This is a genomic window from Aeromicrobium sp. YIM 150415 (genome assembly GCF_016918125.1).
Taxonomy (GTDB): Bacteria; Actinomycetota; Actinomycetes; order Propionibacteriales; family Nocardioidaceae; genus Aeromicrobium; species Aeromicrobium piscarium.
Genome location: NZ_JAERWM010000015.1, coordinates 133,926 through 149,607, shown reverse-complemented (window position 1 = coordinate 149,607; position 15,682 = coordinate 133,926). Strand labels below are relative to the sequence as shown.

Here is a 15,682-nt window from a genome sequence, read left to right as displayed (position 1 = left end):
CCCGCCGCGACCGGACCCGCCCATCACTGACATCGACATCACGCGCAACACCGATCCGTGGTCCCCCATGAACACCCTTGCTGACCTCGATATCCATACCGAAAGCCTGCCGCCACCACCTCGTCGAAGACCCCATCCCCGCCCCAACCGCAAACGCCGCAGACGACAGACCATAACCCTCTAAACACACCAACTCATAGAACCGCCGACGCGTCTGCACCGAATGCCTCACAACAACTCCTCATCAAAGATGTTGCTTCGACCGATTGAGACCGCCGGTGTTGAGAGGTGCGTACGTCACCGCCCCGGCAGGTGAGAGGTGCGCAGCTCACCGCCCGGCGCGTCTCGTCGCCTCGTCAGTCCGCGGTGGGTGGGGGCATCTCGGTGCAGATGCAGGCCTCGTTGCCCTCAGCGTCCGCGAGGACCCACCAACTCGGGGCGAAGCGATCGGTGAGCAGCGTGCCGCCCGCCTCGATCACCTCGGCCACGCGCTGCTCGGCCGCATCGACGGGCACCAGGATGTCCAGGTGGAGCCGGTTGCGCTGCGCCCGAGGCTCCTCCATCGACTGGAACCACACCGCCGGGGCGATGCCTTCGGGATCGACGAGATCGCCGTCGACGTCCGCATAGGCCAGCGCCGCCCTCCAGAACGGCCGGATCGTCTCGGCATCGAGCGTGTCGATGCCGATCGTGATCCGGCGCGGCATCCCCGGCTCCCCCTCGATGCCGAGCTCGTCGGCGATAGCGGAGATCTCCGCCGCCAGCGCGGTGTCGCGCTCAGTCAACGCGCCCACGTCGTGGGACACGAGTGCGACGTGCACCCGGCCGTAGCGCAGGTCGATATCGGGGTGATGCTGCGCGCGCTCAGCCGCCTCGGCGACCTTGGCGATGAAGTCCAGCCCGCCCATGAAGTCGCCAGTGGCGAAGGACGTCCGCAGTGAGCCCTCGACGACGCGCCAGTGACGTGGGTCGACGCGAGCCGTGGCGTCCGCGAGCGAAAGCGATGTGTCACTCATCCTTCGAGGGTCACACGGATTCCGATGGGCTGCCCGGTGCCATCGGCCACCGCTGACGCCACCCCTGCCGAGAACCAGCGGTGACGTGCGCACCTCATCACCCGACCGGCGGTGGGCTACGCACCTCTGGACGCGGTCGAGGCGTGCGTAGGTCACCGCTCCCGACCACGCACCGCCCGCTCGGCGTCGTCAGTGCGTGAGGATCCGCTGGTAGAGGAGATGGTCCTGCCACCGTCCGGCGATCCGCAGGTACTCCGGCGCCGTGCCGAATCGCACGAACCCGTTGCGCTCCAGCACCCGCTGCGAGCGGATATTCTCCAGGAGCGTGCCCGCCTGCAGCCGGTGGAGGCCGAGCGAGTCGCGCGAGAACTCCACGACGTGGCGTACCGCGGCGGTCATCAGCCCGCGACTCTGGAAGCGCGCATCCGTCCAGTAGCCGATATGGCCGTTCTGGAATGCCCCCAGCACGATGTCGTTGACGCTGATCGTCCCCACGACGTGATGATCGTGCGAGAGCACCAGCGGCACCTGCGTGCCCTGCGCCATGCCGGTGAGCATGCGCTCGATCCGGTCGAGCTGGCCGTCGGTGGTGAAGTACTCGGGCGAACGCTCCGGCTCCCACGGAGCCAGGTGCTGACGATTGCGCAGCAGCGCCGCGGCGAGGGCCGGCGCGTCATCGGGCTCGAGGACGCGGAGGACCACGCCGTCCTGGAGGGCGATCGGGAACGTCATGCGCCGAGTGTAGGTCCGTCCGGGCCAGACACGCCCTAGTCGTGGCGCTGATGCCGGACGACACCGTCGCGACCGCCGAGACGCGAGACCTCGTCGTGCAGGCGCGCCATGGTGCGGTCGAGATGGTCGGCCACCACCGCGGCCTGATGCAGCTCATCGCGCAGGCGCTCGGGGATCTCGCCCTCGTACTTGTAGTAGATCTTGTGCTCGAGGCTCGCCCAGAAGTCCATCGCGATGGTGCGGATCTGCACCTCGACATAGACCTGCTCGGTGTGATCCGAGAGGTAGACCGGCGTCTGCACGATGAGATGCAGGCTCTGGTAGCCGTTGTCCTTCGGCTCGACGATGTAGTCCTTGACCTCGATCACAGTCACATCGGGCTGGCTCGTCAGCATGTCGGCGATCCAGTAGGCATCGGCCACGAAGGCGCAGGTGATCCGCACCCCGGCGATGTCGCGGATATGCTCCCCGACCTGTTCCAGATCCCGCGGGCTGCCCGTGCGCTCGATCTTGTCCAGCAGGCTGTCCATCGACTTCAGCCGTGTGCGCACATGCTCGATCGGGCTGTACTCGTGGGTGTGCTCGAACTCCTCGCGGAGGATGTTGATCTTGGTCTCGAGCTGGTCGATCGCGAACTGGTACTTGAGCTGGAAGGCCACCAGCCGGTTCTGGAGCTCCTTGAGGGCCAGCCGCGAGTCACCGGCGATGCGATCGGGAATCGCGCGAAGATCCGGCAACGTCTCGGAGAGACGCTCGAACTCTGATTCGCTCACGATGTCCTTCTGGCAGTCGGCCGGCGACGCGGCGGCGGTGTCACGACGAGCCTAACCAGGGCGGGCAACGTCCGCTCGTGCTGCTGAACGCGGTCAGAATGCCTACCGTCGTCCTATGAGCGAGCACTCCCCGAACGCTTCCCCCGCCCGCCGTCCCGACGTGTCTCGGCCGCTGCTCGCCGTCGTCGTGCTGGCGTCGATCCTGCAGGCGGCGGCTCCTGTCGTCCCTTATGCAGGTGGTGGAGCGCAGCCGAACGAGTCGACGACCGACCTGCTGATCACACCGGCCGGGTACACCTTCTCGCTCTGGGGTCTCATCTACGCGCTCTCGATCGTGACCGCCGTCGCGATGCTGTGGAAGCGGTCGACGGGCACGGGACAGCCGATGCGGCTGAGCATCGATCTGCTCGTCGCTTTCGTGGGCGCGGCCGTGTGGATCGGAGTCTCGGCGGCCGAGTGGCCGTGGGTGACCTCGGTCGTGCTGACCGTCATGACGGTCGCCCTGCTCGACGCGGCGCGGATCGCCGCCACGACCGCGGATCACGGCGCTCCGACCTGGCTCACGGTGCTCACCCGTTCGACCGTCGGGATCTACGCCGCCTGGGCCACTGCGGCGGTCTTCCAGAACTGGGCATCGGACATCGGTGCGAGCTTCGGCGATCCGGGTGAGCAGTGGTGGCAGATCGCCGTCCTCATCCTGGCTGTTCTGATCGGCACGGCGGTGACAGCTCTCTACGGCGCGCAGCTTCCCCTGTACCCGGTGACGCTGGTGTGGGCGCTCGTGGGCATCATCGTCACCGCGTGGGGCGAGACCGCGACCGTGGTCGGCACCTGCATCGCCGGGATCGTCGTCGTCCTGGCCGCCCTCGGGTGGTCCCTCGCCCATGACCGCCGCGGCTCGTCCTCGTGGCGGTAGGCCATCAACCTCATCGGCGAGGAATGAGGTTGATGACCTACCGCCACGTCGAGCGAAGGGTTGATGGCCTACCGCCGAGGCCCGAGCGAGGTCAGCGGCGGCGGCCGCCGAGCACCAGCCAGCCCACCACGCCGACCACGACGACACCGCCGGCGACGAGCACGATGGGCATGGTCATCGAGCCCTCGTCCTCGTCGCCCCCATCGGCCGGCTCGTCGGGAACGGGGTCGCCCGGGGCGCCTATCGAGAACGGGATCCGGCCGTTGATCGGGTGGCCATCGGCCGAGACCACGCGCCAGCGGATCTCATAGGAGCCGTCGGGGAGATCCGGCGCGACATCGGCACGGACGAATCGTCCGTCGAGCACCGCGTCTCCGGCGACGCGGTTCTCACCCTCGCTGTCGATGAGGAGCATGGTCGAGCCCGTCTCGATGAGCACCTCGTTGAACTCCAGCTCGATCTCGGACGGGGCCGCATCGAGCACCTCGTCGGCCTCGGGGGTGCTGCCGATGAGCTGAGCGTGAGCCGCGGCCGGTGCCACCGACCAGAGCATCAGCAGGGACAGGCCGGCGACGGCGACGCCGATGAAACGAAGAAGACGCATCAGGAAAGATCCTTTCGGAAGGAAGGAAGAAGTCGGAAGGTGGCCGCGCCGAGCGCGCAGCCGAGAATCAGGATCGCCAGCACCGCACCGGGCCCGGCCGGTCCGCCGGTGCGCTCACCCGCCTCGGCGAGGGATGCGGAACGCGGCGACACCGACACGAGCACGCCGGTGACCGCCACCACGACGCCCAGCGCACCCGCCTCGGCGGCGAGGATGCGGCGCAACGTCCGCCGGGCATCGCCCGAACTCTCGACCGAGCCGACGAGCCGGTGCCGATTCCACGCACCGAGCACGATGACGAGTGCCGTGACGAGCACCTTGACGAGCACCAGCCGCCCGTAGCCGGTCTGCCAGAGGCCCTGGAAGGAGCCGGAGATCCGCCAGTAGAGCGCCAGGGCACCCACTGCCAGCAGCGCGACCGCTCCGACGGCCACCGACGAGAACCGGGCGACCATCCGCGCGGCGTCACGTGCTCGTGGCCGGGACGCGAGGACGATCAGCAGTCCCACGAGTCCCCCGGCCCACACGGCCGCCGACGCGACGTGCAGCAGGTCGGCGGGCAGCACGAGCCATGCCGGACCGTAGCTCCGTGTATGACCGACCACCGTCAAGGATCCCAGCACAGCGCCGACACCCGCACCCGCCAGAGCGGGACCCCCGAGCCGAGGCGTCCCCAGGATCGCGACCGCACCGAGCACGACCAGGACGGCGGCGACGGCCGAGGGATCAGCCACCGTAAGCCCCGAGGATGACCCGAGCGGTTCCCCGGACTCCCACCACGCGGTCAGCGGCACCAGCAGCACCGCACCCGCGCACGCGGCGACGGCCGCTCCCGTCGTGGCCCGGCGCAGCCGGACGCGAGCCACATCGTCGCGTCGCGTGACAGGCACCGCCAGCATCCCGAAGACAGCGAGACCCGCCAGCACGAGGACACCTCCGTAGCGCACCGTTTCGGCCACCGCCTTCAGGACGTTGACCTCCCGCTGCTCCTGCACCGACGGCATGGGGATCACGCTCTCGCTCGGCTCACCGACCGAGAAGCTGATCCCGCCCGAGACAGGGTGGCTGTCCGCGGAGATCACCCGCCACCGCAGCAGATACGTCCCGTCGCCGAGAGCCTCCGCCGGCACGACCGTGAGCTTCGCCCCGTCGGCGGAGAACTCGGCATCGACCGTCCTGCCCCGCGCGTCCAGGAGCTCGTTGCCGGCTGCCGCGGCCACCACGGTCTCGTCGAAACGCACGGTGAGCCGATCGGGCGCGGTCGGCACGACCTCGCCGTCGGCGGGATCGGTGTCGACCAGGTTCGCGTGCCCGGACGCGGACGTGGGCATCAGAACGAATAGGCACGCGACCAGCCCGGCGAGCACCGCCCGCCGGGCGGTCGCGGCTGTCACGCCGAGCGCCGTGTGCGCAGGAGAGCCGTCACACCGGCCGCGAGACCCAGGGCGCCGAGCGCGAGGCCGCCCCAGCCGGCCGCCTGAGCGGCGGACGAGCTCGTGTCGCCCTCGTCACCGGCCGAGGCATCAGCCTCGGTCAGGGTCAGATAGGGCGCCGGATGTGCCGGTTCATCCTCCCCCTCCGAACTCGTCTCGGTCCAGGCGGTCTCCCCCTCCTCGCACGTCTGGCGGATCGGGAAGACGACGTCCTCGCCCGCCGTCTCGGGCAGCGGGAGGGCGAGCTCGAAGGTGTCGCGGATGCCGTCCTCGAGGGGCTGATCGGCGGTGAAGACGACCTGGTCGACGTGATCGTCGTTCGTCACGGTGCTGATCTCCCAACCCGGGTGCGCGGTCGGGGTCACGGTGACGACCTCCTCGGGGATGTCAATGGCGACGGAGGTGGTCGCCGATCCGTCGCAGCCGTGGCCGACCGCGAAGCTCAGCACCGAGTAGGCGCCGGCCTCCGTGGTGGTCGGAGAGACATCGATGTGGGCTGAGGCTCCGGCGGCGCCGAGCAGCAGCAGGGTGGACGCGGCACCGCCGACGATGGCGGCGCGCGTGAGATGACGTTGGTGCATGGTGAGTCCTTCGACTGAGCTCCTGCGAGCGCAGGAGAGCGGGCGGCGTCCGTGATCGGTCACGGAGCCGCAATGGAGCGGTACTGGGCATCCCCGAGCACTGCGGAGCGGCCAGCCTGGCGGAGCGAACCGATGATGATGCATCGCGGTCGCGGGGGCAGCCGTTTCGCATCAGATTTCGTCCGCCCGGGGAGCGACGGTGATGCATAACGGCGCCTCTAGCGACCACGATGCATCACTATCAGTCTCATCGGGCGGGGCAGGCCGACGCATCGGATACCACCGCCGGACTGAGTCGCGGGATGGTTCGGGGGTCAGACGAAGGAGGGTGGCCCGCGCGTCGGCAGCACGTCGGCATGCCAGCCGACCGGGACGATGCGAGAGGTGACGCCGTAGCCGGGCAGCCGCCGAAGGCTCGGCGGAGCGACGAGGGTCAGCTGGGTCAGGGCACGCGTCATCCACCGCCAGAGGCGCCACCACAGGCTTTCACCCGCGCTCAGCGACAGGCAGCTGACGAGGGTGGCCACCACGTGCGCCGCGATCATCGCGACCGAGACGTGCGCGTCCCCGGTCAGATAGACCGAGAGCCCGTGCACGGCCACCTGCGCCGTCCCGACACCGAGCACCAGCGCGCCGAAGGACCAGCGACGGCCCGACATCGCGAGCGCGACGGCTGCCACCACGGCCACGACCGGCACAAGGGCGACGACCGGAGGCGGGGTGCCGTGCCCGAGCACGTGCGCCAGCACCGCCACGGTCGTCACCACGGCACCGACCGCGAGCGCACGCAGCGCGCGCGCCATCGGGGCGGTCGGGGCGATCACGCCCCCATCGTAGGCTCGGTCGGTCGGGATCGATCGTCTCGGCCCAAGCCTCCGGGCGCGCTACCGTACGTCCATGCTCGATGCCGATCGACTCCTCACGGGGCCACGAGGCCGGCGTCTCTGCTTCGAGCTGACCGCCGAGGCCGACGATGGGCTGCTCGGATGGGTCGGGGACCTGACGACCCCCGAACCGGGATCGGCGCCCTTCGTCGCCGCGGGGAGCATCTGGACCCGTGCCCTGCAGGCGCTCAGATCCGCACTGCCATCCGCGACGGAACCGACGCGGATGCGTGACGATGCCGATCTCGAGGGCTTCATCGCGCACCTCGCCGCGATCGAGGTCGACCTCGACGCCCGCCGGCTCATGCGCGCCTTCGCCGCCTCGGCCGACCGAGCCAGGTACTGGCAATCCCCGGACCAGGAGGACGTCCTCTGCGCCCATCCGGCGGTGATCGAGGCGCTGCGGCCGATCGCCGAACGGGTCGTCGCACACCCCGCTGCCTCCTGGTGGTCGACACCGGCCTCGGCGGAACAGTGGTGGCTGGTCGACCCGGATCTCACCGACGGCGAGGACGTCACGGACGAATGGTGGGAGGTCGGTGGCTGGTGGTCGACGCCGATGCCCGCGATCCACACGACGCGCGCCGTCGACGGCCTCGGTCCCGTCGGGCTGTGGCTGGAGGAGGACGCCTTCGACCACACCCGCTACGAGGCCCGGCTGATCGATGACGGGGGCGCGGTGCTGGAGATCAGCACCGCCGACGCGTGGGTCGAGCTGTGTCGTCGTCATCCGCGCGAGGCACCGAAGGACACCGCCGGCAGCTGGCACGATGTCACCGGGTGGCGCGGGCGATGGGTGCTCCCCGATTGGCGCGCCGTGGCGCACGAGTGGGACGGCGTGCACATCCAGCCCGTCGCCTATCTGGAAGGGGCGACGCGCGCCCTTCCCATCGACGATGACACCGCGACCATGGTCGCCGGCTGGCATCCCGATGCGACCTATCGATTCGGGCGGCCAGCGGTGGTCCGCACGGAACGATGGCAGCGCGACGACGACTACTCACCCTGGCGTCGCGGCTGACCCCACCTCCTCGCCCGGTGGCGGTATCTCATCAACCTCATCGAGCCCGGTTGAGGTTGACCCTCTACCGCTACCGGGCGGGAAAGGTTGATGGCCTACCGCCGCCACGTGGGGGTCAACTGCGGGCGAGGGCCCTGCCGGCGGCGCGACCGGAGAAGATGCAGCCGCCGAGGAACGTGCCTTCGAGCGCGTTGTAGCCGTGCACACCGCCTCCGCCGAAGCCGGCGACCTCGCCCGCCGCGTACAACCCCGGCACCGGTTCGCCGTCCGGGTCGATGACCTGGGAGTTCAGGTCCGTCTGGAGACCGCCCAGCGTCTTGCGAGTGAGGATATTGAGCCGTACCGCGATGAGCGGGCCGTGCTCGGGGTCGGCGAAGCGATGGGGCTTGGCCACGCGCACGAGCTTGTCCGTCCGCGAACGACGTGCGTTGGCGATCGCCATGAGCTGGAGGTCCTTGCCGAAGTCGTTGGCGAGCTCGGCATCGCGGGCGAGCACCTGACGTTCCACCAGGTCGGCATCGAGCATCGGACCGCGCGGCTCATCGTCATCGGAGACGATGCCGTTCATCTTCTGTACAAGCTCGCGGACCGTGTCCGCGATGACGAAGTCGATCCCGTGCTCCTTGAAGGCCTCGACGGGCCCCGGCGCCCCCTTCGCGAGCCGGCTCTTGAGCAGGAATCGAAGGTCCTTGCCGGTGATGTCGGGATTCTGCTCCGAACCCGACAGCGCGAACTCCTTCTCGATCACCGACTGCGTGAGCACGAACCAGGAGTAGTCGTACCCGGTCGAGAGGATCTCGCGCAGCGTTCCGAGGCTGTCGAAGCCGGGGAAGTTCGGCGCGGGAAGGCGGCGACCGGTCGCGTCGAGCCAGAGCGAGCTAGGGCCGGGGATGATGCGGATGGCGTGATCGGCCCACACGGGATTCCAATTGTGGACGCCCTCGGTGTAGTGCCACATGCGGTCGCGGTTGACGATGCGCCCGCCGGCGTCCGCGGTGATGGACAGCATGCGGCCGTCGACGTGGGCGGGGACACCGGAGATCATGTGCCGCGGCGCCGGCCCGAGACGGTCCGTGGGCCAGTTGTCGCGGATGAGGTCGTGGTTGTGACCGATGCCGCCGGAGGTGACGATCACCGCGGGAGCACGCAGCTCGAAGTCCTCCACCACGTCACGGTTGGAGGCCACGCCCCGCTCGGCCTCGTCGGGCGCGAGCACCGCGCCCCGGACTCCGACGACCGCGCCGTCCTCGACGATCAGCTCGTCGACACGATGCCGGAAGCCGAACTCGACCATGCCGGTGCGCTCGGCGGCCTGCACGGGCTCGGCGAAGACGCGCACGACCTCGGGCCCGGTCCCCCAGGTGAGGTGGAAGCGCGGAACGGAGTTGCCGTGACCGAGGGCGTCGCCGCGTCCCCGCTCGGCCCAGCCGACGATGGGGAGGACCTTCAGTCCCAGCTCGCGCAGGTAGTCGCGCTTCTCATAGGTCGCGAACCGCACATAGGCCTCGGCCCACTGGCGCGCCCAGACATCCTCGTCCTCGAGGCGGTCGAATCCGGCCGACCCCTGCCAGTCCTGCCAAGCGAGATCGAAGGAGTCCTTGACGCCCATCCGGCGCTGCTCGGGTGAGTCGACGAAGAAGAGCCCGCCGAGCGACCACCAGGCCTGGCCGCCGAGATTGGCGCGATTCTCCTGGTCGAGGACGAGCACGCGTTTGCCGGCGCGTACCAGCTCGTAGGTGGCGACCAGGCCCGCGAGGCCCGCGCCGACGACGATGGCGTGCGGCTGGCGTGAGGGTTGCTGCATGTCACTCCTGCAGGACGGGCCACACGAGGGTGGCAAGTTGGTCGACGGCGGCGTCGATATCCGCCGCGCTGTGGGAGACGGGGACCGCGAGGGCGAGCCCGTCGACGACGCTGATCACCACGCGCAGCAGCGCGCGCGGATCGGGAGCGGACGCGGCCTCGAACAATCCGGCCGCGCCGGCCATGAGGATCCGGTGATACTCGTCGGTGGCAGGCCCCAGCGCGCTCCGCAGCTCCTCATCGGTGCGCGCCGCGAGCATGAGCTCGTGCCAGGTGCGGTTCTCGGCCGAGGAGCCGAGACGCACGAGCTCGCGGAGCACCCGGTGGAGGGCCTCCCGCGAGATCACGGGCCCGAGGTCCGCGGCGGCGAAGGCGATGCCCTGCCGCCGGGCGACCTCGGTGGCGGCGGCGGCCAAGAGGGCGCGGCGGCTGGGGAAGTGTCGGAAGAGCGCTCCCTGGCTCAGTCCCGCTCGCTCGCAGATCGCGTGCGTCGTGGTGGCGGCGTAACCGCGCTCGTTCAGCGAGGCGATCGCGGCATCGAGCAGGAGCGCGATGGTGCGCTCACGCCGCTCGGTCTGGGTCGCCATGACGCGAGCATGCCACGCCAGCACGCAAAAAGAAAGTACTCACTCTCTATCTCGGGCGGTGAGCTATCCCGCACCTCTCGCGCAGGCGGTGAGCTATCCCGCACCTCTCGCGCAGGCGGTGAGCTATCCCGCACTTCGAGCGCGAAAGTGCGGGACTACTCACCGCCCGTCAGACCTGGACCTCGAAGCCGAGGTCGAGATCGCCGGACGGAGAATGTGCTTCTGTGGTTGCCATAGCCGCCCTCAAATCACATCTTCCGTCCCGCTGGCGACGGAGGATGTGTGTCCACGGTTGCCAGGACGACCGCAGAAGCACATCCTCCGTCAGTCACGGCTAGCGCAGGATGCCCTCGTGCAGGGCACGGAGCACCGCGCGGGTGCGGTCACGTACGCCGAGCTTGAGCAGGATGGTCGAGACATGGTTCTTGACCGTGCCCTCGGCGAGGAACACGACCTCGGCGATCTCGCGGTTGCTGTAGCCCGCCGCGATGAGCCGCAACACCTCGACCTCGCGCTCGGTCAGCTCCTGGACCGCGGGAGCATCCGCCCCGACCGGCGGCGGCCCGGACTGGATCGCGCGCACGAGGCGATCGGTGATCGACGGCGCGATGAGCGTGCCTCCCTCCGCCAGGGTCGCGACGGCACGAGCGAGCTGCTCGACGGTGACGTCCTTGAGCAGATAGCCGCGGGCGCCCGCACGCAGCGCCTCGAGGACGAGCTCATCGTCGTCGAAGGTCGTCAACACCAACACCGGAATCTCACCGCCGAGCTCGCGCAACCGGTTGAGCGCCCAGATGCCGTCGTACCGCGGCATCCGCAGATCGAGCAGGACGACATCGGGTGAGCTCTCCCCGATCACGGCGAGCGCCGCCTCGCCGTCATCGGCCTCGCCGACGACCTCGATGCCCGCGAGGTCGAGCAGGGTGCGGATGCCCTGACGCACCAGGGTCTGGTCGTCGACGACCACCACGCGGGTCACCGGACCGGCACCCGAGCCTCGACACGGAACCCGCTGGCACCGTCGAATTCGACGGATCCACCGAGCGCCGCGAGCCGCTCCGTGAGCCCGCTCAGTCCATTGCCCGGCCGAACCCCCGCCGACCCGATGCCGTCGTCGACAGCGGTCAGCAGCAGGAGGTCGTCGGCGCGGCGCACGTCGACCGTCAGGTTCTCCGCCCGGGCGTGGCGCAGGGTATTGGTGACGATCTCCTGCATCGTCCGCACGAGAGCCTCGGTCTGGCGCTCGTCAAGGCACACCCCGTCCGCGACGACCACATCGACATCGAGCCCGGGCGCGTCCTTGCCCACCTGCTTGAGCGCGCTCGCCAGATCGATCGGTCGGTCGCGCAGCTCGCCGACCGTCGACCGCACATTCGCGAGCAGGTCGCGCGCGACCCGGTCGGCGCGCTCGACATGCTCCCTGGCCTCGGCTCCCTCTCGATGCCGCGCCGCCTCCAGCTCCAGGGTGAGAACGGTCAGCTGGTGCCCGATGAGATCATGCAGATCGCGCGAGATCCGCAACCGCTCAGCGGACCGCGAGGTCTCCTCCAGGAGCACGCTCTGCGCCTGCAGCTCCACATGGGCCTCCGACAACTCGCCGCGCAGCCGCTGCTCACGCATGATGGCGGCGACACTGAGGTACGAGGCGATCTGGATCAACAGATAGAAGCCGGCCGAGATGACGGTGTTCTCCCACCTGTCGTCTGTCCGGGATACCGCGAAGCCGATCACAGCGGTGTTGGCGACGATGATCGTCGCCGTCGTCCGGCCCGAGACGAGGCCTGGGCCGGACGCGGCCACCATGACGAGCACGATCGGCACGAGCCCCGTGTGGTCGACGCTCAGCAGCAGCAACCAACCGGCCACCACCGCGACGCCGTAGGCGATCCTCCCCACGAACGGTGTCGTCAGCACCGCGGCGAGAAGTGCGACGAAGGCCACCGCGAACAGCGCTACCCACAGCAGATACGGGATCGAGGTGGTGTTCCAGCCGATGATCACCGGCAGCGACACACCGGCGCACACCACGAGCATGACGAAACCCGACCACTCCTCGGGTGCCACGCGACGCATGAGGCCAGCCTAGAGTGCCGCGCGGCCGGCCAGGGGTGCCGGAAGTCATGACCCGATCGCTGACGATCGGCACAGGTCAGCGACCGTTCGCGGCACCTAGCGTCGATCCCATGACTGAACCAGCCGTACTCGTGGAGAACATCCGCAAGCGCTACAAGGACACCGTCGCCGTCGACGATGTCAGCTTCCGCGTCGACCCGGGTGAGGTGCTCGGCGTCCTCGGCGTCAACGGCGCAGGCAAGAGCACCACCGTCGAGCTCGTCGCGGGACTCCGCGCCCCGGACTCCGGCTCAGTCCGGGTGCTCGGCCTGGATCCCCGCAAGGATCGTAAAGCCGTGCGGCAGTTGCTCGGTGTTCAGCTGCAGGAGGCCCAGCTGCACGATGCTCTCACCGTGAGCGAGCTCGTGGACATGTATCGCAGCTTCTACTCCGATCCTCGATCCGCCGACGAGGTGATCGAGATGGTCGAGCTCGGGGGCAAGCGCGATACCCGCTTCGAGTCGCTCTCCGGCGGGCAGCAGCAGCGTCTGTCCATCGCGCTCGCGCTCGTCGGCCGGCCGAGGGTCGTGATTCTGGACGAGCTCACCACCGGTCTCGATCCACGCGCGCGGCGCCGGATCTGGGCCGCCATCGAGGCGCTGACCGAGGAGTCCGTCATCCTCGTCAGCCACGCGATGGACGAGGTGGAGCGACTGTGCGACCGCGTCGTGCTGCTCGACGCCGGCCGGATCGCCGCCGAGGGCACGCCGGCTGAGGTCATGGCTCGGGCCGGGACGACGACCCTCGAGGAGGCCTTCGTCGCCATCACCGGTCACGATCTCGATGCTGTCGACGACGAGGAGGACGCGGCATGAGTGAACGAACGATCCAGCTGGCCTCGGGCGGTGGCGGACTGAGGGCCCTCACGATGCTGGTGCGCGGCGAGGCCAAGATGGTCATCCGCGACACCGCCGGACTCGTCATCCCGGTCGCGCTCCCGCTGCTCATCCTGGTCATGAACGCGATGTCCTCGTCGACCGACGAGGAGATCGTCGGAGGCCGCACAGTACTCGACATCTACGTCCTGCCGATCGTCTTCGCCATCGTCATCGCCACGATCGGCATCGTCAACATGCCGAGCTTCCTGACGATCTACCGCAAGACCGGGATCCTGCGCCGCCTCGCGGTCACCCCGGTCTCGCCCCTGACCGTCCTCAGTGCCCAGGTGATCGTCAGCCTGATCCAGGCGCTGCTGGGTCTGACGATCGCCTTCACGGTCGCGGCGGTCGCCTTCGACGCGCGGCTGCCGATCGACCTCGGTCCGGCTCTCGGCATCGTGGTCCTGTCGATCGCGGCGATGTACGCACTCGGCATGGTCGTCGCCTCACTCGCCCCGACACCCAACGCCGCGATCGCCATCGGCCTGATCGTCTTCTTCGCGATCGGCGCGCTCGGCGGGATGTTCGGCGGACCGGACACACTCCCCGATGTCATCGACCGCATCGGCTCGGTCCTGCCCTTCGGGGCCTCGGTCGACGGTCTCTCCGCGGCCTGGGCCGGCGAGACGGTCCCCTGGCGGTGCTGGGTGAGCCTTGCCGTCACGGCCGTCCTCGGTGCGGGCGTCGCGGCGACCACGTTCCGCTGGGACCGGTGATCCTGGTCGGCGCCGTCACCGCGGCGGTCTTCCCGGTCGTGTTCGCCCTCGACGGGTGGACGCGACCGGGATACGACCCGAGGCGGCAGCCGGTGAGCGCGTTGGCTCTCGGTCCGCGTGGCCGGGTGCAGACCGTGAACTTCCTCGTCGCCGGCACGGGGATCGTGATGGGTGCCGTCGGACTGGCGCCCTCTCAGCCCTGGCCCGCGGTCGCGATCGGGATCGTGGGGTGTGCGCTGATCGCCTCGGGAGGTTGGCGGATGGACCCGATGCGCGGCTACCCGCCGGGCACGCCCGATACGACACCCGACTCGTTCTCGCCGGCCCACCGCCGCCACGACCAGGCGGGCGCGATCGTCTTCGGCGGATTCCCGATCGCGGCCGCCGTGACGGCGCTGACGGGGGACGACCTTCCCCTCCGCGGCGCGTCTCTCGCGGTGACCCTCGTGTCCGGATTCCTCGCCGCGCGCTTCGCCACCGCGTGGGAGAACGACGCACCCGATGCCGGGCGGTGGCAGCGCCTCTTTCTCTGGGTCGCCTTCGGGTGGCTCGCGGTGATCTTCGTGGTGGCTCGGACGGCGTAGAATCGGAGTATCCGACCCCGGGAAGGCGGTGAGACCCGTGACCGACAAGATTCTCTATAAGGACATCGTTCCCTACGAGGTGCCCTCCTCGCTCGATGCTCTGCGGGGGCCCGCCTCGGGTGAGATCGAGCTGCCCATCACCGTCCACTGGGGACCAAAACGAGTCTTCGACCTCGACAACCCGTCCGAGCTGGTCTTCGCCTACCGGCAGATCGTCCGCGAAGGAACACCCGAGGACCAAGAGGAACTGCTCAACACCGATCTACTCAGGAAAGTCTGGTCCGAGATCTGGCTTCCCGAGCGCTGCGCGCGTCTGTGGAAAACCAAGTTCCCGGAGCTCGCTGAGCCGTAACCTGACGGCGTGATCTCCGACGCCGAGTTCCAACGACGCATCACTCAACTGCTATTGGATGCCCTCGATGGGCGCGGCTTCGCCTTGGCCGGCGCGGGCGCGATCCGCGCGCACGGGCTGACCGACCGCCCGACCGCCGATATCGATCTCTTCTGCGGCCCGCGGATGAGCGAGACCGATTTCAGCGCCGCGGTAGACCTCGGAGCCAGAGCACTGAGAGACGCCGGCTACGAGGTGGCGCATGTGCGTGGCTTCTCCACCTTCGCGCGTCTGCGTGCCGTCGACGACGGCAGGATGTTCGAGGTCGACTTCGCGATGAGCTGGCGCGCCGATCCACCAGTACGTCTCAGCGTCGGTCCGGTGCTCTCGGAGCGGGACGCCGTCGCCGGCAAGCTCGGTGCCGTCTACTCCCGCGGCGAGATCCGCGACTTCCTCGACCTGGACGCCATCCGGTGTTCCGGCCGGTACACGGACGAGACGTTATTGGACCTGGGCGTCGAGCATGATGCCGGTTTCGACCGGCGTATCTTCGCCGCCCAGCTCTCCCGCGTCATGGACATCCGGCCCTCGCTCACCGAGCAGTACGACGTCACCGGTGAGGCGTTCGCCGCGATCCAGCAGCGACTCTTCGACTGGGCCCTGCGGCTCCGGGACGAAGAGAAGGGGTGACGAAAGGCGCCGACGCGCTCA

At 69.2% G+C, this 15,682-nt stretch carries 18 protein-coding genes; 7 read left to right on the top strand and 11 right to left on the bottom strand.

Going from position 1 to position 15,682, the window contains the following annotated elements; all coding sequences use genetic code 11:
- Positions 1–356 precede the first annotated feature (356 nt).
- The 3 genes from JL108_RS10990 to JL108_RS10980 form a co-directional block, all read right to left on the bottom strand.
- Positions 357–1,016: a VOC family protein gene (locus JL108_RS10990; protein ID WP_205198315.1), complete on the bottom strand. Its 660-nt coding sequence runs from the start codon at positions 1,014–1,016 to the stop codon at positions 357–359.
- Between the two features lie 189 nt (positions 1,017–1,205).
- Positions 1,206–1,748: a GNAT family N-acetyltransferase gene (locus JL108_RS10985; RefSeq protein ID WP_205198314.1), complete on the bottom strand. Its 543-nt coding sequence runs from the start codon at positions 1,746–1,748 to the stop codon at positions 1,206–1,208.
- A gap of 35 nt (positions 1,749–1,783) precedes the next feature.
- Positions 1,784–2,521, bottom strand: coding sequence for a GTP pyrophosphokinase family protein (locus tag JL108_RS10980; RefSeq protein WP_246065177.1), 738 nt, complete (start codon positions 2,519–2,521; stop codon positions 1,784–1,786).
- Positions 2,522–2,636: 115 nt separating this feature from the next.
- Between JL108_RS10980 and JL108_RS10975 the strand changes: the two genes are divergently transcribed.
- Positions 2,637–3,437 carry a hypothetical protein gene (locus JL108_RS10975; RefSeq protein WP_205198313.1) on the top strand — a complete coding sequence of 267 codons (801 nt, stop codon included), beginning with the start codon at positions 2,637–2,639 and terminating at the stop codon, positions 3,435–3,437.
- 91 nt (positions 3,438–3,528) lie between these two features.
- On the opposite strand, the gene JL108_RS10970 is transcribed toward JL108_RS10975, so the two are convergent.
- The 4 genes from JL108_RS10970 to JL108_RS10955 all read right to left on the bottom strand — a co-directional run bounded on the left by JL108_RS10970 (position 3,529) and on the right by JL108_RS10955 (position 6,879).
- Complete coding sequence (locus JL108_RS10970; RefSeq protein ID WP_205198312.1) at positions 3,529–4,041, bottom strand: copper resistance CopC family protein; 513 nt, start codon at positions 4,039–4,041, stop codon at positions 3,529–3,531.
- Entirely contained in the window at positions 4,041–5,435 is a 1,395-nt protein-coding gene (locus tag JL108_RS10965; RefSeq protein WP_205198311.1) for a copper resistance protein CopC, read from the bottom strand. The genes JL108_RS10970 and JL108_RS10965 overlap by 1 nt, the downstream gene beginning before the upstream one ends.
- Complete coding sequence (locus JL108_RS10960; protein ID WP_205198310.1) at positions 5,432–6,055, bottom strand: YcnI family protein; 624 nt, start codon at positions 6,053–6,055, stop codon at positions 5,432–5,434. Before JL108_RS10960 ends, JL108_RS10965 begins: the two co-directional genes overlap by 4 nt.
- Before the next feature lie 314 nt (positions 6,056–6,369).
- On the bottom strand, positions 6,370–6,879 hold the full coding sequence (locus tag JL108_RS10955; RefSeq protein ID WP_205198309.1) for a hypothetical protein: 510 nt from the start codon (positions 6,877–6,879) through the stop codon (positions 6,370–6,372).
- Positions 6,880–6,952: 73 nt separating this feature from the next.
- Between JL108_RS10955 and JL108_RS10950 the strand changes: the two genes are divergently transcribed.
- Complete coding sequence (locus JL108_RS10950) at positions 6,953–7,960, top strand: hypothetical protein (protein WP_205198308.1); 1,008 nt, start codon at positions 6,953–6,955, stop codon at positions 7,958–7,960.
- 115 nt (positions 7,961–8,075) lie between these two features.
- On the opposite strand, the gene JL108_RS10945 is transcribed toward JL108_RS10950, so the two are convergent.
- The 4 genes from JL108_RS10945 to JL108_RS20485 form a co-directional block, all read right to left on the bottom strand.
- Positions 8,076–9,764, bottom strand: coding sequence for an FAD-binding dehydrogenase (locus tag JL108_RS10945; protein WP_205198307.1), 1,689 nt, complete (start codon positions 9,762–9,764; stop codon positions 8,076–8,078).
- A gap of 1 nt (position 9,765) precedes the next feature.
- Positions 9,766–10,350 carry a TetR/AcrR family transcriptional regulator gene (locus JL108_RS10940; protein WP_205198306.1) on the bottom strand — a complete coding sequence of 195 codons (585 nt, stop codon included), beginning with the start codon at positions 10,348–10,350 and terminating at the stop codon, positions 9,766–9,768.
- A 334-nt stretch (positions 10,351–10,684) separates the two neighbouring features.
- Positions 10,685–11,329 carry a response regulator transcription factor gene (locus JL108_RS10935; RefSeq protein ID WP_205198305.1) on the bottom strand — a complete coding sequence of 215 codons (645 nt, stop codon included), beginning with the start codon at positions 11,327–11,329 and terminating at the stop codon, positions 10,685–10,687.
- The gene (locus JL108_RS20485; RefSeq protein WP_205198304.1) at positions 11,326–12,423 is read right to left on the bottom strand and encodes a sensor histidine kinase; all 1,098 of its coding nucleotides are present in this window, start codon (positions 12,421–12,423) and stop codon (positions 11,326–11,328) included. The genes JL108_RS10935 and JL108_RS20485 overlap by 4 nt, the downstream gene beginning before the upstream one ends.
- Before the next feature lie 110 nt (positions 12,424–12,533).
- On the opposite strand from JL108_RS20485, the gene JL108_RS10925 reads away from it, so the two are divergent.
- Genes JL108_RS10925 through JL108_RS10905 form a run of 5 tightly spaced genes read left to right on the top strand, consistent with a single transcriptional unit; the run spans position 12,534 to position 15,661 of the window.
- Positions 12,534–13,277 (top strand): ABC transporter ATP-binding protein, encoded by a 744-nt coding sequence (locus JL108_RS10925; RefSeq protein ID WP_205198303.1) that lies wholly within the window; start codon positions 12,534–12,536, stop codon positions 13,275–13,277.
- Positions 13,274–14,056, top strand: a complete 783-nt coding sequence (locus JL108_RS10920) for an ABC transporter permease (RefSeq protein ID WP_205198302.1) — start codon at positions 13,274–13,276, stop codon at positions 14,054–14,056. The genes JL108_RS10925 and JL108_RS10920 overlap by 4 nt, the downstream gene beginning before the upstream one ends.
- Positions 14,053–14,640 carry a DUF998 domain-containing protein gene (locus JL108_RS10915; RefSeq protein WP_205198301.1) on the top strand — a complete coding sequence of 196 codons (588 nt, stop codon included), beginning with the start codon at positions 14,053–14,055 and terminating at the stop codon, positions 14,638–14,640. Before JL108_RS10920 ends, JL108_RS10915 begins: the two co-directional genes overlap by 4 nt.
- 37 nt (positions 14,641–14,677) lie before the next feature.
- Positions 14,678–14,992, top strand: a complete 315-nt coding sequence (locus JL108_RS10910; RefSeq protein WP_205198300.1) for a transcriptional regulator — start codon at positions 14,678–14,680, stop codon at positions 14,990–14,992.
- Between the two features lie 9 nt (positions 14,993–15,001).
- Positions 15,002–15,661 (top strand): nucleotidyl transferase AbiEii/AbiGii toxin family protein, encoded by a 660-nt coding sequence (locus tag JL108_RS10905; protein WP_205198299.1) that lies wholly within the window; start codon positions 15,002–15,004, stop codon positions 15,659–15,661.
- Positions 15,662–15,682: the final 21 nt, after the last annotated feature.

Bases quoted from the DNA above. Each gene is read 5' to 3' on its own strand.
- JL108_RS10975 (WP_205198313.1), top strand. From the start codon at position 2,637: ATGAGCGAGCACTCCCCGAACGCTTCCCCCGCCCGCCGTCCCGACGTG.
- JL108_RS10940 (WP_205198306.1), bottom strand. From the start codon at position 10,350: ATGGCGACCCAGACCGAGCGGCGTGAGCGCACCATCGCGCTCCTGCTC.
- JL108_RS10950 (WP_205198308.1), top strand. From the start codon at position 6,953: ATGCTCGATGCCGATCGACTCCTCACGGGGCCACGAGGCCGGCGTCTC.
- JL108_RS10970 (WP_205198312.1), bottom strand. From the start codon at position 4,041: ATGCGTCTTCTTCGTTTCATCGGCGTCGCCGTCGCCGGCCTGTCCCTG.
- JL108_RS10990 (WP_205198315.1), bottom strand. From the start codon at position 1,016: ATGAGTGACACATCGCTTTCGCTCGCGGACGCCACGGCTCGCGTCGAC.
- JL108_RS10985 (WP_205198314.1), bottom strand. From the start codon at position 1,748: ATGACGTTCCCGATCGCCCTCCAGGACGGCGTGGTCCTCCGCGTCCTC.
- JL108_RS10925 (WP_205198303.1), top strand. From the start codon at position 12,534: ATGACTGAACCAGCCGTACTCGTGGAGAACATCCGCAAGCGCTACAAG.
- JL108_RS10945 (WP_205198307.1), bottom strand. From the start codon at position 9,764: ATGCAGCAACCCTCACGCCAGCCGCACGCCATCGTCGTCGGCGCGGGC.
- JL108_RS10920 (WP_205198302.1), top strand. From the start codon at position 13,274: ATGAGTGAACGAACGATCCAGCTGGCCTCGGGCGGTGGCGGACTGAGG.
- JL108_RS10960 (WP_205198310.1), bottom strand. From the start codon at position 6,055: ATGCACCAACGTCATCTCACGCGCGCCGCCATCGTCGGCGGTGCCGCG.
- JL108_RS20485 (WP_205198304.1), bottom strand. From the start codon at position 12,423: ATGCGTCGCGTGGCACCCGAGGAGTGGTCGGGTTTCGTCATGCTCGTG.